Origin of the sequence: Pedobacter glucosidilyticus DSM 23534, from assembly GCF_000425145.1 — a bacterium.
Lineage (GTDB): Bacteria > Bacteroidota > Bacteroidia > Sphingobacteriales > Sphingobacteriaceae > Pseudopedobacter > Pseudopedobacter glucosidilyticus.
Genome location: NZ_AULF01000021.1, coordinates 65,623 through 90,136 on the forward strand (window position 1 = coordinate 65,623; position 24,514 = coordinate 90,136).

Consider the following 24,514-nt stretch of genomic DNA (forward strand, 5'->3'; position numbering starts at 1 on the left):
TTGTGGAAATCAAGGCCCAGAAACATAACAAGAATTACGTTTTTGGGCAAAAAATGACACAATTTAGCTTTCAGATATTGATTTAAGTTAAGCGGAACTCTTTTTAACCGGAAAAATAGCCGTTTTATGATCTCTTATAAAAAGAAATCATATAAAATAGGTTAATTATCCAAAAAATTAGAGATTTTGATACTTATAACACCTTAAATCTATTAGGATTTGTTTTATATAACTTTATACTATACACTTGAAGGATTAGTATGATGATAGCTTTTAAAAGCTAAAGTAAATTTACTGGCATTGTTATACCCCATGGTAAAGGCTAAATCTTTAACTTTTATCTTATCTTCTTTCAATAATTTCATCGCTAAATCCATTTGTTTAGCCCTAAACCATTTTAAAGTACTTATTCTAAACCACTGCTTAAATAAGGTTTTAACTTTAGTGGGAGATGTATTGGTATAATTTGCCAAAAAATTAATCCCTGGAAAATCTTTCAACAAATTGTTCTCTAAATAATCGATGATTTTAATCATGATTAATTTATCTTCTTTAGAAAAATTAATATCTGTTAAATCTTTGGTTATACCATCAAAAAATTCTCCTAATAGACTTAATGATCTTGACTTAAATAAAAATTTAGCTGATTCTCCTTGACTGATGGACTTAATTCCTAAAAACAATTGTTCAATTTTATATTGGGCATCAACTACCGGATTTTTAATAAATGGGTTGTACTTTAATTCTGAACTAAATAAAACTTTAAGTGGATGGTTATCATGGAGTTTAGATATAGAAAAATTTCTCTCTAACCAATGTTCATCAAAAGAAAAGCAAATAATAAGATTACTAGAATCTTTATAATGATAAGCATTAAGTTGTTCGCCAGGATGATAAAGTGTCCAAATTTTATCCATCATCGTATGACCATTTAAATTTCCCTTTCTATCATTTTTATCACTGTAGCTGATGTATGATAAATTATAGAAGCCCTTGGTTACCACCTGATCTTTGTTGATGAAAGCCAAATTTGTTTTATAATGGCAATCAGAAATAACAACCCACAATCCTTCTTCAAATTCAAAATAATATAAAGCCCCCTTTAGAAAAAGTGTATTGGTTTTTAATACTTGCTCATTGGGGTAATGATGCATAAAAGGTAGAGATTTTACCGACTCTACCATTAATTTAGGGTGAGTAAATTGGTATGGAAACTCGAAAAAGCCATTATTATATTTAAATGCTTTAGCTAAAATTTTCTTTTTCCAATGATTTACAATTTCAAATATATTTTCCAAAATTTATTGAAATGAAATTAATTTCCTAAGATTAAATAAACGAATAAATGATTAAATCACAAAATTTCAAACTTCAAGTTTTTAAACTTTTCTTATTATCGTTTTTTAGAATTAATTTTTTCTTTTAAATCAATTAATAATTTTATATCGTTCATTATCGCATCAGAATTTGGAATTATTTTATTTGTTGCAGCTATTTTTAAAAAGTATAATAAGACGCAACATCAATTATTTGTTACATTATTAGGATAATAACTTATATATTTATAATTTTGTAACACAATTTACCACAACTTATTCATGAACCACGCATCCATTTTAAGCAAAAATATTGTTGCCTTTAGAAAACACATGGGGCTAACTCAAGATGCCTTAGCACAATTCCTTGGCATACATAGAGAGATGATTAGTTATTTTGAAAGTGACAGCAGAGAACCTTCTGCTGAGATATTGTTAAAATTAGCAGATCTTTTTGGTTGTGAGTTAGAAGACCTTCTAGAAGACAATCCAGAAGCTATTAATGCCTGCTTAGCTTTTGCATTTAGAGCAGAAGAATTAGCTGCAGAAGATTTAGCTACAATTGCAGAATTTAAAAAAATTGTAAAAAATTATTTAACTCTAAGCAACTTAAAACTTGGCAGCCATTCCTAATATCATTACAAAAAAAGCAGTTGAATTTAGACAAGAAAACGGTTTAAACAATACAGAACCCATCCTACTTAAAAGTATTTTATTAAGCAATAATGTTCTTACTGTTTACAAACCACTATCCGGAGTATTTTCTGGCATGGCCATTAAAGCAGCTGATAAAAAATTTATATTAATTAATTCTAATCATAGTTTAGGAAAGCAACACTTTACAATTGCTCACGAGCTTTATCACCTATTTAAGCAATCTGATTTTAAATTTCGTTCATGTATTACAGGTAAATTCGATAAATCTGATTTAGAAGAATACAATGCCGATTTATTTGCAGCAGAACTATTACTTCCAGAAGATGGTATTTACAAACAAATACCCGATAATGAATTAAAAAAAGATAAGATTCAGTTACCAACTATCCTTAAACTAGAACAATATTTCTATACTTCAAGAGCGGCCTTACTTTATCGATTAAAAACACTTGGTTTAATATCTATACCTAAATTTAACGAGTATAGTGTTGATATAAAAAGAGGTGCTATTAATCATGGTTTCGATACTCGTTTATATGAAAAAGGAAATGAAGGTCTTGTTATTGGTCAATATGGGCAATTAGCTAAAGAACTTTATGATGCTGATGTTATTTCTGAGAGTTTTTATATGTCTTTAATGATGGATATTGGAAAAGATATTTATGCCGACACCTTTGATGAGCCAGAGTCGTAAATACATTTTAGTTGATGCTGATCTACTCAGTCATTTCATGATATCCGGAAATATACTAATATTTCCTAAAATTTTTTCTAATCAAAAAGTGGTTTTAGAAATAGTTGCTGATGAGATTAGAAGGCATCCTAAGTTAAAAGTATACATCAATCAATTGATTCAGCTTAAGCAAATCACAGAAATTCCTTTACCACAAAAACCAGAAATTTTAAAAGAGTTTGCATTACTTAAAAAAACTAAAGGCCCCGGAGAGAGTGCTTGTATGGCTATGGCTCGTTTTTCTAAGAATATCATAGCCTCTAATAATTGGAAAGATATTAAAGCTTATTGTGAAATTCATCAAATTGAATACCTATCTACTATGGATTTCATTTATGAAGCATACCAAAGTAAAATTTTAAGTTTGGCAGAATGCGACTTGATGATATATAACCTTATCACTGCTAAACAACCAGCTAAGTTACCATGTAAAAATCTGGAAGAATACTGTAAAATGAATGGTTTAACGCTCTAGTTCCCTTAACCCTAAAAATAAGCCCTCACCTGCAAGCCTCCGGTATGAATAGTTCTTACTTCATTAGATTTTCTTCCTTCGTAGGTGAGATTAAGTTGTATGCCATTAGAAATGGTTCTTTGGAAACCTGCCGACCAGGTAAGGTTGCTACCGGGCTGTAAGCCATCTAATAATTCGTAAGCTACGGGTGTATTGTTATTGCCTTCAAACTTGTTGTTGATGAGATTGAGTTGCGCCGTAAAAGTTCCTTTTTTAAGTAGGTTATATCTTACCTCAGAACCCAAACGCAGGTTTAAAGTTTCTTCGCCACCAAAGGCACTACCGTTGCTTTGCTTTCTTAAGCCAGAGTTTATCGTGATTTTAAAATCGGTAGTAAACTGGTAGCCAAACTCCGGTTTAAACTCATAAAAACTAATGGCATAATTACGCTCTGCAAAAAGTTCTGATGTAAAATCTTTAGCTCCGTTTTTTAACTCTATACTAAAATTACTCTTTCTAATAAAGTTCCAACGCAGTCTTAAGCCTTGTTCTTGCTGGTTACGACTATCAAAACCATTGGTTAGCAAAATCTTACTGGCTGTGTTTTGGATATTGATATCGATACCCCAAACAGCATTTAAACGGTTATAAAACAAAGTGTTCCTGATGAAAGAGTTTAAAGAAACCAGGTCTTGCGCATCAATATTGGTTTGGAAAGGATTAAATAAAATATTACCATCGCCAGCTAAAACTTTCTTATCTATCCTTAATGCAGATATAGAAGAAAACTTAGCCATCAGTTTAGAAATACCTTCTTTTTTCTTAAAGATACTTGCAGGGTTAAGTCTTAAAGTTTGGTTGATGCTGGTAAAATTAGACCTGATAAACTCGTTATTAGGCCTAAAAATACGGATATAACGGGCTTGGTCTGGAAAGCGAGAAATCTCAAACTCGTTTAACTCTTTAATACCATTGCTGTTATAATCATTCCAAGCGTAAATACCCTGCCCGGGCTGCACTTCTAAATAAATAAATTCTCTTCGGGGCTCTTGCCCTGTACCTAGCTCGTAAAAAGTATTCAGGTTTAAAAAGCCTTTAAAAGCATTCAGATTATAATCTACCCTACCTAAAAGCGTTTCCTCGTCTCGGTTTAAGCTATCTAATTTCAGGTAATTAATGGTACGGTAGCTGGTGTTAATAGTTAAGGTTGATTTCCCTTTTTTATTGATTTCTAGCTTACCGGTAAAAGTATTGGCTTTACTAAAAGGCGTAAGTTGGCTACCATCGGGCATATCATCAAAACGGGTAATATAGCCTATTTGGAAGCCTGTTTTGCTATTGGCTAAAGAGCGAATAAAAAAATCGTACTCTCTAAAGTTGAAAGATTGTAAAGTTAATTGCTTACTAATGCTGTTATAGGTTTTGTTAAGCTCTTCTTCATACCGAGTACCTGTTTCAAAAGTTTTAAAAGCTTTGGTTAGGATGAGTTTTTGCTTAAAAAAATCGCCTTCATCTAAACCAACCTCAGACTGTAAAAGGCTGGCATCATAACTAAATTGATACTTTTTAAAAGCAAATCTGGAGTTGATAGCTTGCTGTATAGCGCTATAGTTTGCCCCTCTGGTAAAGCTAGAGATTTGATACTTCAACTGCTTGGCATCGGTTTTAAACAAACCTAAAGAAAGGGTTGTCCAATGCTCATTAGCTTGTTCTAAGTTGATGCCTCTAAAATTAAAATCGCGGTCAAATTCTACTGGGCGATATCTTTCTAAAGGTTTAAATTGCTGGTTCACATACTCGTAACTAATTTGGGTGTTTAACTTTAGTCCTGTAGAATCATTCCCTGCTAAACGGTTTTGCTGATTTAAAACTACTTTGTAAGCCAAACCTTTATTATCTGCATTTTGCAAATCAGAAAATAGGTTTACATCGTTATTACTCATCCCAACTTCGGTAAATAAACGCGTTTTTTTTGCGATTTGATAATCAGCGTTAAGCGTTAACAATTGCTGCTTTTTGGGTGTAATTAATAAGGTAACAGGTTCGTAATCTCCTTGCGGGATATTATTAATAGGTGCTACAAATACATAAACCCTACCGTTGGCAGTACTGGCAGCATCAACCCGATAGTTCCCTCGGTTTGCCCCTACAAAAGAAAAACCTACACGGTACTTTGCCAATTGCGGATTGGTGGAGTAAACATAAACCTGGTTAAAGCCCAATGTATCTACACGGCGGTATAAAATCTCATTCTCATTAAACGTAACCGAATCTATATTAGGAAATAATGCCTGATTGATATTATTACCAATACCACTTAAAAATTGCTGCTGCTCTTGACTTAAATCTTGTAAAAAGGGGCGATTAGGATTGTCTTGTTCTGAGTATAAGTTAAAGCCAATTTTTAATTTTTCTGATTTAAAATCCTGATTAACATAGTATAAACTTCTACCAAAAACCTTATCAGAATACTCAAACTCTACCACAATACGGGTAAAACGGGTAATTAACCTTTTAGTAGTAAAAGTAAGTTCTGAGGTATTATAATCAACAATATAATCATTATCCTGCCCTCTTAACAGCAATTGACCATCTATAAAAACACGCTCTGTACCCGATAGTACTACAATAAACTGCTCGCCATTATTACCGGTTAAACGATATGGCCCCTGGTTACCCTCTATACCATCAAACTGGTTACGGGCCGAGCGACCTTTGGCCACAGCACCAGCTACCTGCGTATTAAAAAGCTGTCCTTTTTTATTTTTATAGCTGTTTGATACATAAGCACCTTGCGTACGTTTAAAATAATTCATAAAATAACTATCTGGTTTACGCAACTCGTAATCTCCGGCAATTAAAGTAGTTTCTTTACGCTTTAGCTGGATAAAAACCCTGTCAAAATCATTAATCTGTTGAGTGTTTCCTTCTGGCTGTATAGGTAAATTATCATCAGAAATGGCGGCAGAAAACTCTATTTCGTTATTGATTTTACCAGCCAACTGCAATACCATATTAGAGTTTACAGATAAATCTTGATTATTACCAAAGCCAATACTTCTAGAAATACTTCCGCTTTTCTCTATTCCCTCAAAATTAAACAGCGTATTATCTTCTTGCTTTGGCCGATAGATAAAGGGATTATTATTGATAACTGCTTCCTCTATTAAACTAGGATTCTTCCGAAAGCTTTTTTGAGTGAGTAAAAGTGGAAAAGTACGATAACTAATAGTAACAGAATCTATAGCTGGTCTCTGCTTCCAAATGAGTAAAGCATTTGGATAATCTACACTATAAGTGCTGCTATCTACCAATTGCTCATGAAAAACCTTTAAGGTATTAGGTAAAATACTTAGCGTATCAATGGAAATAGTATCGGTTACTTCTATTTTTTTAGATTGGAAATTACTCTTGAATTGGGCAAAACTATGCTCAGCAGTTAAAAGCAGTACAAAGCCGATGAGTATTTTCTTGATCATTTATTTACCAGAGGCAAGATAATGAAGAAAGATGTTCCTGCATTAATTTGCGTAGTAAAATAGATATTTCCGCTAATATTCTCTATAGCTTGTTTCACAAATGCTAAACCTAAGCCCGTTCCAGAGCTTTTGGTAGTGAAATTTGGTGTAAAAATTTTGCTCCTTAAATCTTCTGGTATACCCGCACCATTATCTTGTACTTTAATTTCTACCTTTTCGGTATAAATCTGGCAGCTGATGTTGATGATACCTGCTTTATTCTCGGGCATCGCTTCAATAGCATTTTTTAGTAAATTATTGAAAGAGCGCAAAAGCTGGTCTCTATCGGCTTTAATATTTAGATTTTTAAAGTTTTCTTCTTCGTAAATGATATGGATGCCTTCCATTTGTTTATAAATGTGGATGGCTTTGTTTAAAACATCAACCAACTCAAAAACTTCTAGTTTTAAATCGGGCATTTTGGCGAAGTTAGAAAACTCCGATGCAATACTACTTAAACTGTCTATCTGTTCTAAAGACGATTTACTAAATTTCTCGAATTTAGCATCAAACTTCGGATCTTTTTCTTTCCAAGAACGCTCTAACATTTGTATACCCAAACGGAGTGGTGTTAGCGGATTTTTAATTTCATGTGCCACCTGCTTAGCCATCTCACGCCAAGCGGTTTCTCTTTCAGACTGTGCCAGCTTGTTAGCGCTTTCTTCTAGAGCTAAAATCATTTTATTATATTCAGAAATCAGGTTTCCTATCTCATCATTTCTGCGCCAAAATATGGGCTTATTTTTTCTGCCAATAACTGTTTTAGCCATACTTTCCTGTATCAGTGTAAGTGGCGATGTAATCTGATTGGCTACAACAAAAGCAAAGAAACCTATGGCTACAAAAACCAACACATAAATATTTATCAATAAGTTTAAGAAGTTTCCTATTCGTTGGTTAAACTCGTTCTGGTTAGAAAAGTAAGGTAATTGCAAATAGGCTATCACATTATTAATGGCATTTTTTACAGGCATATAGGCAGATTTATAATTTAAATTGCCAATTCGCTCATCTTGCAACAGTTCTGCCTTTTGCAATAAACGTAATTGTATTAAAGCATGTGCATCCATCCTTTTAGCCTGTATCCCTAAATTATAAATACGGGGTTGTGTAGAGTTGATAAGGATACCCTTAACATCATACAAATTTAAATCGGTATTGTACATTTTAGAAAACTCTGTGAAAGACATCATATCTTCCTCAATATTTAAAGTAGTATTTCTGTACTTTACCCTGCTTTCAAAGGCTTCTACGATAATTTTTATACGTTCTTTTATCAAATCATCTTGCTGTTCTTTGTATTGGATAGATATGTAAGAGAAAGTGATTAAACCCACGATAACCAAAGAGCTTACAACAGCCATCACTAAAGCTATCTGTATACGGGTTTTATACAACATTTTACCACTGTTGATAAAGAGCCGAAATTTTAGATTGCGGAAATTAAACCTGTGCGTAGTTACAAAAATCCATATCCATTTATAAGAGATAATGAGTAAGCCAAAAACCAAGAATAAGATAAAGAAGAAAGATAATGAGGCTATTTCTCTCCAAAAAGTATGATACTCCTTGCTAATCACAATATACTTATGTGGCCCAGGCTGATAAATCATGTGGCTATAATTATCTTTCCTGAGGATTACAAAATCTTTAAGCCTTCCACTAAAATCCTTATTTACAAGATCATATATAAAATTACCTGATTGATAAATCAATTTATTATTTGCATAATAAGCATAAGAATAATCAACATAATCTTCAATAGAAATAAGTTTCCCATCCTTAAATAACTGCGGAAAAGTACCAAACTCTCTAATATCTTTGGACCTTAACTCTATCACCATAGAACCTAACAAAGTGTCTTGTTCCTTTACAGGGATGATAGCAAAATAGTTTTGTAAGCCAAAAGTATTGCTGACTCTGTAAAAATTAGCAGAAACCTTAATGGCGCCACTTTCTACCAATGTTTTATAGGTGTTTAGCTCTTCCTCATTTTCTTCTAAAGCACTGCCATCGGGCTTAAAAGCAAAAAGCTTAAAATCATATTCGCCCAAATATCCGGTAAGGTAATAGTTTTGAAATCTGGAGTATAAGCGTTTCCTGTAAGCTTCCGGATTTTTGAAATAGAATGATAAAATATCATCTTTAAATATCTCTTCCTCAATTTCTGTAAACAGGATAAGGGCGTGTGGGTCATCCGCCGATTCTAATTTAGTAGCTAACCTTTTGCGGGTTTCCAGCTCTTTGATATTCTCGTATCGGTTTAATTTGATAGATACTATCGTAGCTAATATGAGCGTGATTAGCACCAAAGCAGGGAAAACTACCTGACCTTTATATTGGTAAACAACCCGGGCAATAACCAAGATTAGCAGAAATATCAGCAATAAAAAAACGGTATTCTCGTCAAAAAAAGATTGATATACGTTAAATCCTATTAAAACCAACACCATCATAGCCGCTTTAATCCTTAATTTGATATTGATAAAAGCAGAAAAAGTGATGAGGATAACAACTACCAAATAATAGGTAAGTAGGGTAACTAACAATAAACTGATACCTAAAATACTCCAACCGTCTAGGTTTACAATATTGGTAACCTTAAAATTAATATTAGAGTTAAATACTAACCCAAAAAATAAATCGGAAAGTAAGTTAGAAATTACCGCTATAAAAAAGGCCGAGTAAATGATAATAGGATAGCCAAACCATGGCTTGTTAATAGGTTTAAATATTTTTTCTTTGTAGCTGTACACAAAAATGGCAAACCATAAAGCCAATAAAATATTCAATCCATAATCTGCCAAAGATGGGAAGTAATAATTAGAAGCATATATTTTGGGGCTAAATAGCTCCAAATTGTATAAAGCATCCGGAAAATGATATTGTAGCCCTACAAAGCGCAATGCTATAAAAGCAAATAATAGCGCCAAAGAGGCTATGATAGGGTTACCCTCATCTGCATAATGCTTACAAATACTATTGATAAGCAGGCATAGGGTTAATAAACCAATGGCCCACATCAAAATTTCTATATTGGTATAGGGAATATTGGTAATACCCGCAGTACGTTTGATAGAAAATAAGTAACGGTCTTCCAGATTTCTAATATCTGCTACGTTCTTGTCATTGATATCTGCAATACCAATAGTAGGGTCTTTTATAATACTGTGACTACTCTTATTATTTAAAAACTGGTTTTTGTAAGGATATTTATCTTTAACAAGGATATAAAAAAGGACACTATAATTTTTATCTTCTTTCTTAACAACTTCGTACCAACCGTTCTGATATTCTACAAATGAGGCCCCTTGTTTAATATTTAAGGCATAGCTGGCGCTTACTTTATTATCAGACCAAAAAACCAGTTGGTTATCTTTAAATACCTGAAAATATATTTGGTTGGAGGTGAAATAATTAATGATATCTAGAGCCTCTGAGGCGTTTTTGTTAATACGTTCTAGATTTTTGAAACGTACAGAATCTGCCACATAATCATAAATAAAGAGCTCTTTCTCGCCTAGCTTATCAGCAATATCATGGGCTACGTCTTCTAGGTTTGAAGAACGTGTTGTTGCCCACCTAGCCGTTAATGAGGTTGCAAATAAACCAATGGTAACAATTAATAAAAGCCAGCGTATTTTAGTATTTGTCTTCAATTGGGTTTAAGCTAATTCATCTAATCTTTTAAAAAATATTACAAACTTAAAAATCAAGCCAAAAAACAACGGGAAAGTGTTTCTTCCCCCTTATTTATTATTTTTCCGCTTTTTTACGCGCTTGCGCTTGATGTACTTACGCTTCTGTCTACTTTTTTTACTAAACCTTGTAAAACATTACCCGGGCCAACTTCTATGAAATCAGTACCGCCGTCTTCCAACATTTTTTGTACCGTTTGCGTCCACTTTACAGAACCTGTAAGCTGTGCAATCAAATTAGCTTTAATAGCCTCTACCTCCGTATAAGGTTTAGCATCAATATTTTGATAAATTGGGCAAATAGGCTCGTTAAAATTTGTGGCTACAATAGCAGCTTCTAACTCTACTCTTGCTGCTTCCATTAATGGCGAGTGGAAAGCACCACCAACATTTAATTTTAAAGCTCTTTTAGCTCCGGCTGCCGTTAATAGCTCGCAAGCTTTATCAATACCTGCAATACTACCAGAAATTACCAATTGACCTGGACAGTTATAATTGGCTGGCACCACAACATCGCTTACACGTTGGCAAATATCTTCAACTGTAAAATCATCTAAACCCAAAATTGCCGCCATGGTAGATGGTTGTAACTCGCAAGCTTTTTGCATAGCATTGGCTCTGGCTGCTACCAGTCTTAAACCATCTTCAAAAGATAATGCTCCGGCTGATACTAAAGCAGAAAACTCGCCCAAAGAATGCCCAGCAACCATATCAGGTTTAAAATCATCACCTAAAACCTTTGCCAATATAACCGAGTGTAAAAAAATAGCAGGTTGTGTAACATTGGTTTGTTTTAAATCTTCATCGGTACCATTAAACATCACATCTGTGATTCTGAAACCTAAAATTTCATTTGCTTTTTCAAACAAGTCCTTCGCTTGCGCTGATGTTTCATAAAGGTCTTTACCCATCCCTACAAACTGCGCACCCTGACCAGGAAAAATATATGCTCTCATTGTGTTATTTGGTTTAAAATATAATTAGCATGTTTTAAAAAGGCTTCTACTCCGCTCAGCCAAACAAAACAGCGTACGTTTAAAATTTTACTACTTAAGATAAATTTGCAGCTATCAGCCTTAAAAACTCAGACCGTGTTTTTTCTATAATAAATTGCCCTGTAAAAGCCGATGTTGTAGTAACAGAATTTTGTTTTTGTATCCCACGCATACTCATACACATGTGTTTACACTCCATCACCACGGCAACACCTGCAGGTTTTAAGGTATCTTGTATACAATCTCTAATCTCGTTGGTTAACCTTTCTTGTACTTGTAACCTTCTGGCAAAAATATCTACCACTCTAGGTATTTTACTTAAACCAACAATATGCCCATTGGGGATGTAAGCAATATGCGCCTTACCAAAGAAAGGTAACATGTGGTGCTCACACATCGAGTATACTTCTATATCTTTTACGATAACCATTTGGCTATAATCTTCCTGAAACATGGCAGAGCGTAAAACTTCTGCTGCATCTAAATCATAACCATGGGTTAAAAACTGTAAAGCTTTAGCTACACGCTCTGGTGTTTTTAGCAAGCCTTCCCTTTCTGGGTTTTCGCCTATTTCAGAAAGTATTTCTGCATAGTTGGCTGCTATTTTATTGATTTTTTTACTGTTATAACGGTCTATCTTAGCATAGCCATTTTCTTCAGGAAAATCATCATGTTGGTTATCAAGACTCATAAGGATTTGTTAATCGCCAAAATACTCAACGTAATTATTGGCCGTTTCATAAAGTTTTATGCTATGCAATTGCGCTCCTCTGGCAGCAATATGAGATTCTAATTGTTTCCAGATTTCTATGGCTAAAACCTCTGTAGATGCCATTTTACCTTTCATAAAATCAACATCTAAATTTAGGTTTCTATGGTCTAGCTTATCAATAACATTTACTAAAATAATATCTTTTAGCTCTTTTAAATCAATCACAAAACCCGTATCAGGATTAATATTACCTTTTATGGTAACATATAAATCATAATTATGGCCATGCCAGTTAGCATTTGCGCATCTACCAAAAAGCTCTTCGTTTTTCTCTTTGCTCCAATCCTCACGGTAAAGTTTATGGGCAGCATTAAAATGCTCTTTTCTTGTAATGTAAATCATTTTTGCCTAAATAATGCCGCAAATATACGTAAAGCATTTACAAGGATAATAAACACTTTAAATCATTGTGTGTAAATTTGTTGAATGAAGATACTCATTGTAGTTGCAACCTATCAAGAAATAGCACCATTATTTAAAAAACTAGGCATCCCCGAAAAGGGTTTAAGCTTTACTTACCAAGCCCATGAGATTGATATTTTGGTTACTGGTGTAGGTATGGTTGCTACCGCTTATGCACTAGGCAAAGCGATAGAAAGCCAAAATTATGACATAGCCATAAATGCAGGTATAGCAGGTAGCTTTAGTAAGCGCTTAGCTATTGGTGAAGTAGTACAAGTTAAAAAAGATATTTTAGCCGAGCTTGGTGCCGAGGATGATGAAGAGTTTTTAAGCTTAGAGGAAATGCATTTGGGAGAGGTTGAGTTTTTAGAACAATTACATGATGTTTTCCAAACCGATTTAAAGAAAGTTACAGCCATTACCGTTAATAAAGTACATGGCAATGAAGATAGTATTGAGGATGTAAAAGAACGTTTATTCCCTCAAACAGAAAGTATGGAGGGCGCAGCTTTCTTTTACGCTTGCGAAGAAGCAGGTGTGGCTGGTATGCAGGTGAGAGCCATTTCTAATTATGTAGAAAAAAGAAATAAAGCAAACTGGAACATCCCTTTAGCTGTTAAGAATTTAAATGAATGGCTAAGTACATACTTAAAAGTGCTTAAATAATGCTTTTGATTTGACTAGCTTTAAAAAAATACCAAACACATGAAACTAAGCTTAGGCTTCTCGCCATGCCCCAATGATACTTTTATATTTGATGCCCTTATCCATAAAAAAATAGATACCGAAGGCTTAGATTTTGAGGTTTCTTATGATGATGTTGAAACATTAAACCAGAAAGCTTTTAACCAGCAGTTGGATATTACCAAGCTAAGCTACCATGCTTTTGCTTACGCTTTAGAAAATTACGTTTTGCTTGATGCTGGCAGTGCCCTAGGTTTTGGTGTAGGCCCTTTATTAATTGCTAACCAAGATTTTGATGAAAGCCTTATCCAACAAAAGCCAGATTTATTGAAAGTTGGTATCCCTGGAAAATATACTACGGCTAATTTTTTATTGGGTGTTGCTTATCCACAACTACAAAACAAACAAGAAATTGTATTCTCGCAAATAGAGCAAAAGCTATTAAATAGAGAAATAGATTTAGGCCTTATTATTCATGAAAACCGCTTTACTTATCATGAAAAAGGTTTAAAAAAAATCATGGATTTAGGCGATTATTGGGAGAAGACCACCCAATCAGCCATTCCTTTAGGTGGTATTGTGATTAAACGTTCTTTACCAGAGGAAGTAAAACTAAAGGTTAACCGTTTGATAAGAAAATCTGTAGAATTTGCTTTTGCAAATCCGAAATCTGGCTTGGATTATATACGCTCTCATGCCCAGGAAATGAGTGAGGAAGTCATGTATAAACACATCTCTTTATATGTAAACCAATTTTCGGTTGATTTAGGTGCAGAAGGTCGTAAAGCTATTCAGCAGCTTTTTCAAACGGCGCAGGATAAAAGAATCATTCCAAATTATAATAAGTCTATTTTTTTAACCTGATATAGATTTTGCTTATATCCTTATCATTATTATCGCTTTTTACTATAAAGTTATTATGACGAAATTTGATATACCAAAAAGGATATCATGCAGCAAGAACATCACATCAGCATAAAACATATTTCTTTAGCAAAAGAAGCCAAGGCTGATGAAATGGTAGAGAAAGAAATACAGGGTATTTGGCCTTTTTCTTTAATCTGGCAAATGCTTCGTGATAACTGGTAAAAAACAGAAAATTACTGTCAATAATTTAAGGGAGAAGTGCTTAAAGGATAGTGTTTATTCAGGTGCCGTGAGATTTGTTGTTGTGAGAATAGAGGTAGTAAAGAGAGAGATCATAAACACGAAAAGAGAATAATTATTGATGGTTATTGATAGGTGTTTACACCGAGAAGGGATGGTTTTAAAATCATCCCTTTTTTTATAAATCTTCTTTTAACTTCTCAAACCTTTTGATACTTAACCTTGAGCTGATAAAAGCTGCAATAAAAGAAATGGTAAACACAGTCATAAATACCAAAAAGAAGTCTGCTATTTTAAGCTTTACTGGATAAGCATCTATCAATAAATTGGCTTGCCCCATGCTAATTAAACCAAACTCCTGCTGTAGCAAACAAAACGCTAAACCTGCTAAAAGACCTAAAATACAACCCAACATGGCTATCATCAAACCTTCATAAAGAAATATTCTACTAATCATGGTTTTTGATGCGCCTAAACTATTTAAAATGGCAATATCTCTTCTTTTATCTATCACCAGCATGGTTAAAGAACCAATAATGTTAAAAATAGCGATAACCAGTATAAAAGTTAGGATGAGATAGATAGCCCATTTTTCTGAGTTTAAGATTTTATAAAGCAAGGCATTTTGTTGTATGCGATTTTTCACAATAAAAGCACTTCCTAAGTTCTTTTCCAGATACTTTTTAAAAGCCTCTACCTGTTCTTCATCTTTTAGAAAAATCTCTATAGCAGATACATTTTTTGCTTCTTGCAATAAAGTACGGGCAGTTTCCAAAGGCACAATTACCATATCGCTTTCTTCTTGTTGCGTTTGAAAAACACCTACGGGCTGTAAATAAGCTGCCACAAACTCATCGGCAGGGGTAAATGCACTTTGTGTGCCTTTTTTAGGCGAATATATTTCTAATCTCTTTAATGGGTTATTGATATTTACTCCTAAAACATATTGTACCGTAGCCCCAATAACCACTAACTGTTGAGAAGAATCTCCTAAAACAAATTCGCCCTGTACCAAAGAAGAATCCAGAAGGTTATTCTTTAAAAAATCTTTACTTACCCCTTTTACTTTGCCTATAAACTGTAAATCATCATACCTCAATAAAGCTTTTTCTTGTAAAACTTGGGTATAAGAAAAAATTTGAGCATTGCTTTCTAGCTGTATAAAAAAAGGTGTTTGCGGGTTGAAACTTTTACCTTTGGCAGCTTCTACTTTGAGGTGTGGCGAGTAGCTATCATACATAGATAAAACCAAGCCTTCAAAACCATTAAATACCGATAAAATGATGATTAAGGCTGCACTACCAATAAATACACCCAGCATAGAAATGCCAGATATCATATTGATAGCATTGGTAGATTTCTTTGAGAATAAATACCGCTTAGCTATGTAGAATGATGCATTCACCTATTAAAAAAAGGATTATACTGTTTCTCATAACCCACTGTAGTTTCAGGACCATGCCCCGGGTAAACTACAATATCATCTGGCAAAGTAAATACCTTATTTTGGATACTATTGATGAGGGTTTGATAATCTCCTCCGGGTAAATCTGTACGACCAATGCTTCCCCTAAACAAAACATCGCCACCTATCATAAATTTATCTGCTCGGCTTAAGAAGCAAAGGTGTGCCGGCGAGTGCCCAGGGGCAAAAACTAACTCTAAACTACTATTACCAAAGTTTATAAAGCCTGTTTCTGGTAAAAATACTTCTGGCTCTGGCGATAGCTCGTACCTAAAACCCTGTTGTGGGGCATAAGCAGGTACTGCCTGTAATACCGGAAGCTCTCCTTTATGAAATTGCGGCTTTAAACCATAATGATCAAAAATGAATTTATTGCCCAAAACATGGTCTATATGGCAATGGGTGTTGAGGAATAAAACTGGCTTTAAACCTTCTTCCTTGATAAAGTTTACCACCTCGTTTTGCTCTGCAGCGGTATACATGCCAGGGTCTAGAATCACACATTCTTTAGTTTCATCATAAAGAATGTAGCTATTTTCCTGATAAGGGTTGTTTACAAAAATCTGTATCTGAATCATATTATTGCTTTATCCAAGCTGCTACATCATTAATTAAAACGGCATCAACATTAGCCACTTGTTGGTATTGGCTGGCGGTACCTTTTTCAGAAACAAAACTAAATAAATGATTAAGCATGGGGTAAAATTTAAAGCTAACGTTTTTCTTATTTTTCAATGCCTTTTGCCATTCGTTATAGTCTGTAGTACTCACCTGAAAATCATTTCCACCTTGTATCACCAATACTTTGGTCTTCAATTTTTTTGCCGTTTCTACTTGATTTAGGTTATTGATATCTAGCCAATAAGAAACAGGTAGACCAAGCATCACCGAATCGGCAGGTAAAACCCCTGCTTTTAAGTTGGCTACTTGCTGTATATCTTTTAAAGCTTTATCTAAACTAGCTCTAGTAGCTTTTGTAGTATCCTTGCTTTGCTCAAACAAGTATTTATTTTGCTCGATAATAATATCGGTAAACTTTCTTGCTGGTGTTGCTGCTAAGATAATACCTTTTACATCTGGGTTTTGGGTAGCCAAACGTGGTGCTACCATACCGCCCAAACTATGCCCAAAAATGTAAAGCTGTGTTTTATCTATTTCTGGAAGAGTTTTAGCAAAGGTTAAAGCTGCCTCAGCATCTTCAATGGTTTCTTCTTTTAAGGTAAAAGATTTTGAAAATTCTTGTGGATATAAAGTGGTGCGTTTTACATACCTGATACTGGCTATCCCTTGTGAAGCCAAACCAAGCGCTAAATCTTTAAAAGGCTTTTGTGCGCCAACGCTTTCATCCATATCTGCCGGACCAGAACCATGCACCAATATCACCACAGGGAAATTTTCTCCTGTTTTTGGTTTTGTTAAGATACCGGGAAGCTCATGTGTGCCAGATTTAATGGTGATAAATTCTTCTTTATAGCTAGCAGTATCAGCGTAAGCGGGTAATTTATATGTTGGGATATTTGGCTTTGCAGCTATAAAAAACCCAATCAGTTTTTGATCTTTATTAAATACAAACTGAAAAGGCTGACTACCTTTTTCAAAAGAACAATTTAAAATTACAGATTGAAAATCATCCTGACTACGGTTTTCTGCGCCATCAATAGAAGTTAAATTACCCATACGGGCTGTAATTTGTTTCCAAACGGCGCTTAAGGTTGCTGGTGGAACTTTCGTTTTCAAACTATCGGCAAAAAAACCTTGAGCTTCTTCAAATTTGCGCTGATTTAGCTTATCAAAAAAATCGCTTGCATTGTTCATGTAGCCAATTAACCCTTGTGCAAAAGCACCTGTGCTACATAACAGCACTATTAATAATAATTTAAATCTTCCCATTGATGTTTTAATGTTTAATTTCTGCTATTCTTCCTCTTGCTTGTAAATTTCATCTGTGAGTTGTTGCATTTTCGTCCTGTATGCAGGATGATCTGTTTTATACTCTTTATACAATAACTCGTAAATTTTAAGCTTATTACCATAGTATTTGAAGAACTGTTTTGCATCTTTTTCTTCTTCTGATGGTAAAGGAGTATTCTTTAATTCCTTCAGCACAATTTCATTCTTTCTTATGACAGGAATCATCTTGGTTTCTAGTAAGACAATCCGCTCGGCTTTTGTGAGCGTATCATAATCAGAAGCGTAAAAGTAAGAAGAAATAAGGTTTAAGTCGACCATCATTTTATCTTTTGATTTTCTGAAGGCTTCCAAATCATATTTAGGCATAAAAAATACCCAAGATGATACTGCCAAAAGTATCAAAATATAACTCACTGTCCTTATAAAATAGCGTTTAGTGCGCTCTGCCTTAGTGTAAGCCCAATACGAGAAAATCCCGAAGATGTAACCAGAAATAAAACCTCCAAAATGGGCTGCATGGTCTATCCCTTCCCCGCTAGGCCATAAAGTAATGATGCTTATCAATACTGTACTTATCAAAAATGCGGTTCTAGCTTTAGTATCAAAAAAGTTGGTACTTAAATAAGCTAAAAAAACACCAAACATACCCATTATGGCTCCAGAAGCGCCTACTCCCATTTCCTCGTACCTAAAACCAATAGAGGTAATGCTTGCGCAGATGCCTGTCATGAGGTATAAGCCTAAAAAGTTCCATTTGCCAACCCTGCCTTCTATAATAGAACCGATGTAGGCCAAGAAAATCATGTTAAAGAAAATATAATTAACAGAGCCATGAGAGAAACAGGCAGTAAATAATCGCCAGTATTCTCCATTCAGAACCAAATTACGCTCTATACCGCCAAATACTATTTTCGAGAAAGCCGCACTTTTCTCTGGAATATCTTCGACTCCTTTTTTATTGAGCGAAAACACATAAGCAGAAAAAATAATACGCTGCAAAATGAAAACTAGGCAGTTAACAGCTATCAATACAGGTGTTACCTGATAATTTTTTCTAGGGATAAATATGGTGCCTAAATGGGTAAACTTATCTTTAGCTCCAAGCGGTGTATAAGACAAATTTATGCCCGGATGCTGGTAAAAACTATCCTTAAACCTTAGAATATTCCCTTCTATATCTGTTTGGATATGGAAAGCACAATACTCAATCTCGGTAATCAGTAAGTCTATATTTTTTTCGTTTTTACCGTAATCATACAAAAAGGCTTGATAACCTACGCATTCGCTTTTGAGATAAGCTACTTCATTTTCTATAACTACGGTAATCTGCTCTGAATAGGATTCCCATGAAATGGGTGTATAAGCTATTAATCCTTTATCATCGGCATAGCTTACCTTCCAATTTAAATTTTCAAAAGCATTAAAAACTATTGCTAAATACTTATCGGTTCCAAAACCATGCAATGGAACTTGTGCTGTTTTTTTAGGTGAAATGCCCCAGGCCATATCCTAAGATAGAAAGCTTCTGAAAATAAAAAAAGTATTGGCTATAATTAGTGTATTTTAATACAAAAAAGGCAATAAAAACAGCGTCTTTAAGAAAAAGACGCTGCTCATAAATATTTAGAAAATCAGCAATAACGCTTATTTAACAACCTGATAACTAAGCCCCATGTTTTGGAACATGAAAGCCCATTTATCTGCTTGTTCTTCTATAATTTTTGAAGTTGGTTTACCAGCGCCATGTCCGGCATTGGTCTCAATCCTAATTAAAACAGGTGCCGTACCCTTATGGTATTCTTGTAAACGAGCAGCAAACTTAAACGAGTGTGCGGGTACTACACGGTCATCATGGTCTGCAGTACTTACCATAGTTGCAGGGTAGGATGTTTCTGATTTTAATGCGCTGTAAGGAGAATATTTATTTAAATAATCAAACATCTCTTTAGAATCGTTTGCTGTACCATAATCATAAGCCCAACCAGCGCCAGCCGTAAATTGATGATAGCGTAACATATCTAAAACACCAACAGCCGGGAAAGCAACTTTAAACAAGTCTGGTCTTTGTGTCATGCAAGCCCCAACCAACAACCCGCCATTAGAGCCCCCAGAAATAGCTAAATAATCAGTTGAGGTGTATTTTTGATCTATCAGGTATTGGGCAGCAGCAATAAAATCATCAAATACATTTTGCTTTTGCATTTTAGTACCTGCAATGTGCCATTTCTCACCGTACTCGCCACCGCCACGTAAATTTGGTACTGCATAAATTCCACCTTGCTCTAATAAAATAATATTTGCGGTACTAAATGCCGGTGTTAGACTCACACTAAATCCGCCGTAACCGTACAAAAGCGTTGGGTTTTTGCCATTTAACTCTACACCTTTTTTGTAAGTGATAATCATAGGTACTTTGGTGCCATCTTTAGAAGTGTAAAAAACTTGTTTAGACTCGTATAAAGAAGGGTCAAATTTCACAGCAGATGCTTTATAAACTTCTGATTTACCACTTTTAATATGGTATTTAAATGTCGTTGGTGGATAGATGTAAGAAGTAAAAGTATAGTATAACTCATCCTCTGTTTCTTTAGCGCCAAAACCAGAAGCAGTACCTACACCAGGTAATTCTATTTCTTTCTCTTTCTTACCATCCATGCTAAATTGTACTACATAAGAAGTTGCGTCTTTAAGATAGTTAGCAAAAATTTTTCCGCCTCCTGTACCAGCACTCAATACATTTTGGGTTTCAGGAATCAAATCTTTCCAGTTTTTAGGACTTGCATTGGCAGCATTAACTGTTATTACTTTATAATTTGGAGCATTTAAATTGGTTTGGATGTATAAAACATCGCCTTTATTGCCAATTACTTGATGCTCATTGTCAAAATTATCAACCACCTTAACAATGGCGCTGTTAGGTTTGCTTAAGTCTTGTATATAAAGCTCGTTACCAGTGGTAGAGTTTGCAGCAGAAATGATTAAGAAGCGTTCATCTTCTGTAAGGTTTGCACCGATATATCTTCTTGGGGTTTGGTTACCGCCAAAAAGTAAAACATCTTCTTTTTGCGAAGTACCAAGTTTATGAAAATACAATTTATGGTATTGGGTTAAACCCGATAATTGACTTCCGGCTACAGGTTTATCATAACTGCTATAGTAGAAACCTTCATTTCCTTTCCATGCCAAGCCCGAGAATTTAACATCTATCAATGTATCACCAACAATCGCCTTATCTTGTGTTTTAAGAACTACAACTTTGCGCCAGTCTGAGCCACCTTCTGATATTTGGTAAGCCGCCAAACTACCATCTTTAGAAAAACTTATTCCTGCTAAAGAGCTAGTACCATCGGCAGAGAATTTATTAGGGTCTAGAAATACTTCAGGTTCTTTTCCATCAGCTTGACGGTATAATACAGCTTGATTTTGTAAGCCATCGTTTTTATAGAAATAAGTATAAACACCTTCTTTAAACGGGGCCGAGAATTTTTCGTAATTCCAAAGCTCTGATAAGCGATTTTTAATTTCTTCTCTGTATGGAATTTGGGCTAAATAGTTCTGTGTAACTTTATTTTGGGCTTGTACCCAGGCTTTAGTCTCGGCCGATACATCATCCTCTAACCAACGGTATGGGTCTTCTACGATGGTTCCAAAATAATCGTCTTTTACACTTTCTTTTTTAGTATCTGGATAAGCTAATTCATTTATTTTTTCTGCCGGGGCTATCATATCATGTTGTTTGGTACTGTTACATGCCGAAAGTACAACGGCTGTAATACTAAAAAATAGATTAATTTTTTTCATTTCTGTACAGTTAGTTAGTGTGTATGATAAATTTAGTACTTGTTCCTATACAGAAAGAAATTGCCATGTAATATGTTTGAGATATTTTTAGATGTTCTTTTACGTCATCTAAAAATTACTCTTCTATCAATTTATCATCCAATAATTTAGAAGTTTTGGCACCCAGTTTCCTCAGCTGTTCTGCCCGGGTAACCAAATTACCATTACCGGTGCTTAATTTTCCTAAAGCATCTTGATAAGCTTTTTGAGATTTATCTAAGCTATCGCCAATTTTCTGAATATCGCTTACAAAGCCTACAAATTTATCGTACAAAGCGCCTGCTTTTGTAGCAATATCTATGGCATTTTTGGTTTGTTGTTCTTGTTTCCAGATAGAAGCTACCGTTTTTAAAGTTGCCAATAGTGTTGATGGCGTTACAATAACCACTTTTTTCTTCCATGCAAAGTCAAACAACTCTTGATCGTACTGTACGGCAATAGCAAAAGAAGACTCTATAGGGATAAATAACAACACAAATTCTGGCGAGTTAATTTGATATAAATCCTGATAGTTTTTATTGCTTAAACCTTGGATATGGTTTTTTATAGCATTTACATGTAATTTGGTTAAAGCTTCACGTTCTGCTTCTTCATCGCAGTTTACCAGTTTTTCATAAGCCACTAAAGAAACTTTAGCATCTATAATGATATGCTTATTTTCTGGCAGATTTAATAAAATATCGGGCAGATAACGATTACCATCTTCGGCAATAAAACCCGCTTGTTTAGTATAATTAATGCCCTCTATTAAACCCGAGCCTTCTAAAAGTTTATCTAAAACCATCTCGCCCCAGTTACCTTGCTTTTTATGATCACCTTTTAAAGCTTTGGTGAGGTTATTGGCATCGTCTTGTATCAGTTTAGTTTGTTTAATGAGCTCATCTATGGTACCTTTCAGCGTGAAACGTTCGGTAGCCTCTACTTTATACGTTTGTTCTACTTTCTGTTCAAAAGCCTTAATATTCTCTTTTAGTGGATTTAATAAGATATCCAGATTGGATTTATTGACCTCTGTAAATTCTTTAGTTTTTTCTTTCAGGATTTGGTTGGCAACATTTTCAAACTCAGTTTTGAAACGCTGCTGCAACTCTGCCATATAGTGTTTTTGTTCTTCTAAACGCTGCTGCTGAGCTTTATAAGATTCTTCCAATGTTGCAATTTTCTTATGCTCGGCATTTAACATATCTTGAAGCTCTTTTTTATCATCTTCTAAGGCATTTATCCTACCTAAAAATTTAAACTCAGCATCCTGCTTTTCTTCTTTTAAGAGATTCATGACAGCAGTTTTTTCTTCTGCTAAGCTTATTTGTTGTTGCTGACATACCGCAAGGTTAATTTTTAACTGCTCGTTTTCTGTCTTAAACTCGTTCAATAAATGATCATGGGTATTTGATGACGGCTTTTTAAGGAAAAGAAAAACGGCTACGAGTAATATAATAACTGCTGTAATGATATATTCCATGTAAAAGAGATTTACCAAAAATACTAAAATGAACCCGAATGGTTTTAAACCATTAAGCGGCTTTTATTTACCTGATTTTCTTTTTCGCGATGGAGATGATATGCGTAATAGAAACCTCGTTAAATAAAAGCTTAGCTGAACTCGAAATCTTTACGTAATTTTCTACAAATCATTCATCATGAATCATAAAATTAATTACCGTACCATACTTGAAACTAGTAATGGTAATCTCGCTAAACTACATGATATTGTTTTAAAAGCTTTAGAAGAGGAAGAACTCATCTCGGAAAAATTAAAAAACAACCAGGATTTAAGTTTGGCAGAAAAAATGGCCGATCGTGTGGCTTCTTTTGGAGGTAGCTGGCGTTTTATCATCACCTTCTCTATCATTATCCTTATTTGGATAAGTACAAACGTTTTGTTACTTAAAAATCATGGTTTTGACCCTTATCCTTTTATTTTATTAAATCTGATGCTTTCTTGTATTGCGGCACTACAAGCCCCTATCATCATGATGAGCCAAAACAGAAAGGAAGAAAGAGATAGATTAAGAGCAGAACAAGATTATATGATCAATCTTAAAGCAGAAATTGAAATCAGAACATTACATGATAAAATAGATTTATTGATTACCGAGCAAATGAAGAATTTATTCGACATTCAAAAAGTACAAATGGATAGTATAGATAAACTCAGGAAAACCCTGCATGAGCATCTTAAACCCGGTTAAACTCTTTAAAAACAAAGAGGAGCATCTTATAAAAAATGCTCCTCTTAAATTATCCTTTTAAGGGAAATGTTAGTCTCTTCTACCAAATAGCATCATAGCATAATACATTAAAGTAGCTAATGATGATAATGCTGCAACAACATAAGTCATAGCTGCCCACCATAAAGCGTTTTTAGCTTGGTCATGCTCTACACTGGTTTGCATAATACCTTTGTTACTTTGTAGCCATACCAATGCCCTTTTGCTAGCATCAAACTCTACAGGTAAAGTAACAAAACTAAATACCGTTAAAATAGCTAGTGCACCAACTCCAACGGCTAAAACAATTGGATTATTACCAAAAGCCATCAGCATCACACCAATTAATAATATCCATTGTACCAAATTAGAAGCTACGCTTACTACAGGCACCATAGCAGATCTAAATTGTAACCAGCTGTAAGCTCTGGCATGCTGTACAGCGTGACCGCACTCATGTGCTGCTACTGCTGCTGCTGCAATGCTTCTACCGTGGTAAACATCCGGAGAAAGGTTTACCGTTCTATCTGCCGGGTTATAATGGTCTGTTAACTGGCCGTCAACAGATATAATTTCTACATCGTTTATACCGTGGTCTGCAAGCATTTTCCTAGCTATCTCGGCTCCGCTTAAGGCAGAACTCAAAGCAATTTCTGAGTATTGTTTAAACTTGCTTTTAAATCTCCATTGTACTATAAAACTTATAATAGCAATGCCTATAAAAAGTATTAATCCCATTTTCTATATATTTT

General features: G+C 34.5%; 20 protein-coding genes. 7 read left to right on the plus strand and 13 right to left on the minus strand.

Annotation, left to right across the window (positions count from 1 at the left end; all coding sequences use genetic code 11):
* Positions 1 to 239 precede the first annotated feature (239 nt).
* Entirely contained in the window at positions 240 to 1,298 is a 1,059-nt protein-coding gene (locus H510_RS0108280) for a helix-turn-helix domain-containing protein (protein ID WP_026903895.1), read from the minus strand.
* 300 nt (positions 1,299 to 1,598) lie between these two features.
* Between H510_RS0108280 and H510_RS0108285 the strand changes: the two genes are divergently transcribed.
* The 3 genes from H510_RS0108285 (at position 1,599) to H510_RS0108295 (ending at position 3,181) form a co-directional block, all read left to right on the plus strand.
* A complete protein-coding gene (locus H510_RS0108285; protein WP_026903896.1) occupies positions 1,599 to 1,949 on the plus strand; it encodes a helix-turn-helix domain-containing protein in 351 nt (116 codons plus the stop codon).
* Complete coding sequence (locus H510_RS18520; protein ID WP_036692330.1) at positions 1,933 to 2,667, plus strand: ImmA/IrrE family metallo-endopeptidase; 735 nt, start codon at positions 1,933 to 1,935, stop codon at positions 2,665 to 2,667. Before H510_RS0108285 ends, H510_RS18520 begins: the two co-directional genes overlap by 17 nt.
* 88 nt (positions 2,668 to 2,755) lie before the next feature.
* Positions 2,756 to 3,181 (plus strand): hypothetical protein, encoded by a 426-nt coding sequence (locus H510_RS0108295; protein WP_211226555.1) that lies wholly within the window; start codon positions 2,756 to 2,758, stop codon positions 3,179 to 3,181.
* A gap of 11 nt (positions 3,182 to 3,192) precedes the next feature.
* Here the strand turns inward: H510_RS0108295 and H510_RS0108300 are convergent, their stop codons facing one another.
* The 5 genes from H510_RS0108300 to H510_RS0108320 form a co-directional block, all read right to left on the minus strand.
* The gene (locus H510_RS0108300; protein ID WP_026903898.1) at positions 3,193 to 6,639 is read right to left on the minus strand and encodes a hypothetical protein; all 3,447 of its coding nucleotides are present in this window, start codon (positions 6,637 to 6,639) and stop codon (positions 3,193 to 3,195) included.
* A complete protein-coding gene (locus H510_RS0108305) occupies positions 6,636 to 10,337 on the minus strand; it encodes a sensor histidine kinase (RefSeq protein WP_026903899.1) in 3,702 nt (1,233 codons plus the stop codon). The genes H510_RS0108300 and H510_RS0108305 overlap by 4 nt, the downstream gene beginning before the upstream one ends.
* Before the next feature lie 113 nt (positions 10,338 to 10,450).
* Positions 10,451 to 11,332 carry an ACP S-malonyltransferase gene (fabD, locus tag H510_RS0108310; RefSeq protein WP_026903900.1) on the minus strand — a complete coding sequence of 294 codons (882 nt, stop codon included), beginning with the start codon at positions 11,330 to 11,332 and terminating at the stop codon, positions 10,451 to 10,453.
* Positions 11,333 to 11,426: 94 nt separating this feature from the next.
* A complete protein-coding gene (gene folE, locus H510_RS0108315) occupies positions 11,427 to 12,062 on the minus strand; it encodes a GTP cyclohydrolase I FolE (protein ID WP_026903901.1) in 636 nt (211 codons plus the stop codon).
* A 9-nt stretch (positions 12,063 to 12,071) separates the two neighbouring features.
* Positions 12,072 to 12,485 carry a 6-pyruvoyl trahydropterin synthase family protein gene (locus H510_RS0108320; RefSeq protein ID WP_026903902.1) on the minus strand — a complete coding sequence of 138 codons (414 nt, stop codon included), beginning with the start codon at positions 12,483 to 12,485 and terminating at the stop codon, positions 12,072 to 12,074.
* Positions 12,486 to 12,569: 84 nt separating this feature from the next.
* On the opposite strand from H510_RS0108320, the gene mqnB reads away from it, so the two are divergent.
* From mqnB to H510_RS20115, 3 genes are all read left to right on the plus strand, one after another.
* The gene (gene mqnB, locus H510_RS0108325; protein ID WP_026903903.1) at positions 12,570 to 13,211 is read left to right on the plus strand and encodes a futalosine hydrolase; all 642 of its coding nucleotides are present in this window, start codon (positions 12,570 to 12,572) and stop codon (positions 13,209 to 13,211) included.
* A gap of 39 nt (positions 13,212 to 13,250) precedes the next feature.
* Positions 13,251 to 14,093: a menaquinone biosynthesis family protein gene (locus H510_RS0108330; RefSeq protein ID WP_026903904.1), complete on the plus strand. Its 843-nt coding sequence runs from the start codon at positions 13,251 to 13,253 to the stop codon at positions 14,091 to 14,093.
* An 87-nt stretch (positions 14,094 to 14,180) separates the two neighbouring features.
* Positions 14,181 to 14,318 carry a hypothetical protein gene (locus tag H510_RS20115; protein ID WP_155977898.1) on the plus strand — a complete coding sequence of 46 codons (138 nt, stop codon included), beginning with the start codon at positions 14,181 to 14,183 and terminating at the stop codon, positions 14,316 to 14,318.
* 196 nt (positions 14,319 to 14,514) lie between these two features.
* Here the strand turns inward: H510_RS20115 and H510_RS0108340 are convergent, their stop codons facing one another.
* From H510_RS0108340 to H510_RS0108365, 6 genes are all read right to left on the minus strand, one after another.
* Complete coding sequence (locus H510_RS0108340; RefSeq protein ID WP_026903905.1) at positions 14,515 to 15,741, minus strand: FtsX-like permease family protein; 1,227 nt, start codon at positions 15,739 to 15,741, stop codon at positions 14,515 to 14,517.
* Positions 15,738 to 16,379: an MBL fold metallo-hydrolase gene (locus H510_RS0108345; RefSeq protein WP_026903906.1), complete on the minus strand. Its 642-nt coding sequence runs from the start codon at positions 16,377 to 16,379 to the stop codon at positions 15,738 to 15,740. The genes H510_RS0108340 and H510_RS0108345 overlap by 4 nt, the downstream gene beginning before the upstream one ends.
* Position 16,380: 1 nt before the next feature.
* The gene (locus tag H510_RS0108350; RefSeq protein WP_026903907.1) at positions 16,381 to 17,691 is read right to left on the minus strand and encodes an alpha/beta hydrolase; all 1,311 of its coding nucleotides are present in this window, start codon (positions 17,689 to 17,691) and stop codon (positions 16,381 to 16,383) included.
* Between the two features lie 24 nt (positions 17,692 to 17,715).
* On the minus strand, positions 17,716 to 19,218 hold the full coding sequence (locus H510_RS0108355) for a rhomboid family intramembrane serine protease (protein ID WP_026903908.1): 1,503 nt from the start codon (positions 19,216 to 19,218) through the stop codon (positions 17,716 to 17,718).
* Positions 19,219 to 19,356: 138 nt separating this feature from the next.
* A complete protein-coding gene (locus H510_RS0108360) occupies positions 19,357 to 21,438 on the minus strand; it encodes a prolyl oligopeptidase family serine peptidase (protein WP_245584808.1) in 2,082 nt (693 codons plus the stop codon).
* 190 nt (positions 21,439 to 21,628) lie between these two features.
* A complete protein-coding gene (locus H510_RS0108365; RefSeq protein WP_026903910.1) occupies positions 21,629 to 23,014 on the minus strand; it encodes a DNA recombination protein RmuC in 1,386 nt (461 codons plus the stop codon).
* 178 nt (positions 23,015 to 23,192) lie between these two features.
* Between H510_RS0108365 and H510_RS0108375 the strand changes: the two genes are divergently transcribed.
* Positions 23,193 to 23,744 (plus strand): DUF1003 domain-containing protein, encoded by a 552-nt coding sequence (locus H510_RS0108375; protein WP_026903911.1) that lies wholly within the window; start codon positions 23,193 to 23,195, stop codon positions 23,742 to 23,744.
* A 69-nt stretch (positions 23,745 to 23,813) separates the two neighbouring features.
* Here H510_RS0108375 and H510_RS0108380 read toward each other — a convergent pair whose 3' ends face one another.
* On the minus strand, positions 23,814 to 24,500 hold the full coding sequence (locus H510_RS0108380) for a zinc metallopeptidase (protein ID WP_026903912.1): 687 nt from the start codon (positions 24,498 to 24,500) through the stop codon (positions 23,814 to 23,816).
* Between the last annotated feature and the right edge of the window lie 14 nt (positions 24,501 to 24,514).

Coding starts and splice junctions, on each gene's coding strand:
- H510_RS0108285 (WP_026903896.1), top strand. CDS start 1,599: ATGAACCACGCATCCATTTTAAGCAAAAATATTGTTGCCTTTAGAAAA.
- H510_RS0108300 (WP_026903898.1), bottom strand. CDS start 6,639: ATGATCAAGAAAATACTCATCGGCTTTGTACTGCTTTTAACTGCTGAG.
- fabD (WP_026903900.1), bottom strand. CDS start 11,332: ATGAGAGCATATATTTTTCCTGGTCAGGGTGCGCAGTTTGTAGGGATG.
- folE (WP_026903901.1), bottom strand. CDS start 12,062: ATGAGTCTTGATAACCAACATGATGATTTTCCTGAAGAAAATGGCTAT.
- H510_RS0108320 (WP_026903902.1), bottom strand. CDS start 12,485: ATGATTTACATTACAAGAAAAGAGCATTTTAATGCTGCCCATAAACTT.
- mqnB (WP_026903903.1), top strand. CDS start 12,570: ATGAAGATACTCATTGTAGTTGCAACCTATCAAGAAATAGCACCATTA.
- H510_RS0108330 (WP_026903904.1), top strand. CDS start 13,251: ATGAAACTAAGCTTAGGCTTCTCGCCATGCCCCAATGATACTTTTATA.
- H510_RS20115 (WP_155977898.1), top strand. CDS start 14,181: ATGCAGCAAGAACATCACATCAGCATAAAACATATTTCTTTAGCAAAA.
- H510_RS0108345 (WP_026903906.1), bottom strand. CDS start 16,379: ATGATTCAGATACAGATTTTTGTAAACAACCCTTATCAGGAAAATAGC.
- H510_RS0108350 (WP_026903907.1), bottom strand. CDS start 17,691: ATGGGAAGATTTAAATTATTATTAATAGTGCTGTTATGTAGCACAGGT.
- H510_RS0108355 (WP_026903908.1), bottom strand. CDS start 19,218: ATGGCCTGGGGCATTTCACCTAAAAAAACAGCACAAGTTCCATTGCAT.
- H510_RS0108360 (WP_245584808.1), bottom strand. CDS start 21,438: ATGATAGCCCCGGCAGAAAAAATAAATGAATTAGCTTATCCAGATACT.
- H510_RS0108365 (WP_026903910.1), bottom strand. CDS start 23,014: ATGGAATATATCATTACAGCAGTTATTATATTACTCGTAGCCGTTTTT.
- H510_RS0108375 (WP_026903911.1), top strand. CDS start 23,193: ATGAATCATAAAATTAATTACCGTACCATACTTGAAACTAGTAATGGT.
- H510_RS0108380 (WP_026903912.1), bottom strand. CDS start 24,500: ATGGGATTAATACTTTTTATAGGCATTGCTATTATAAGTTTTATAGTA.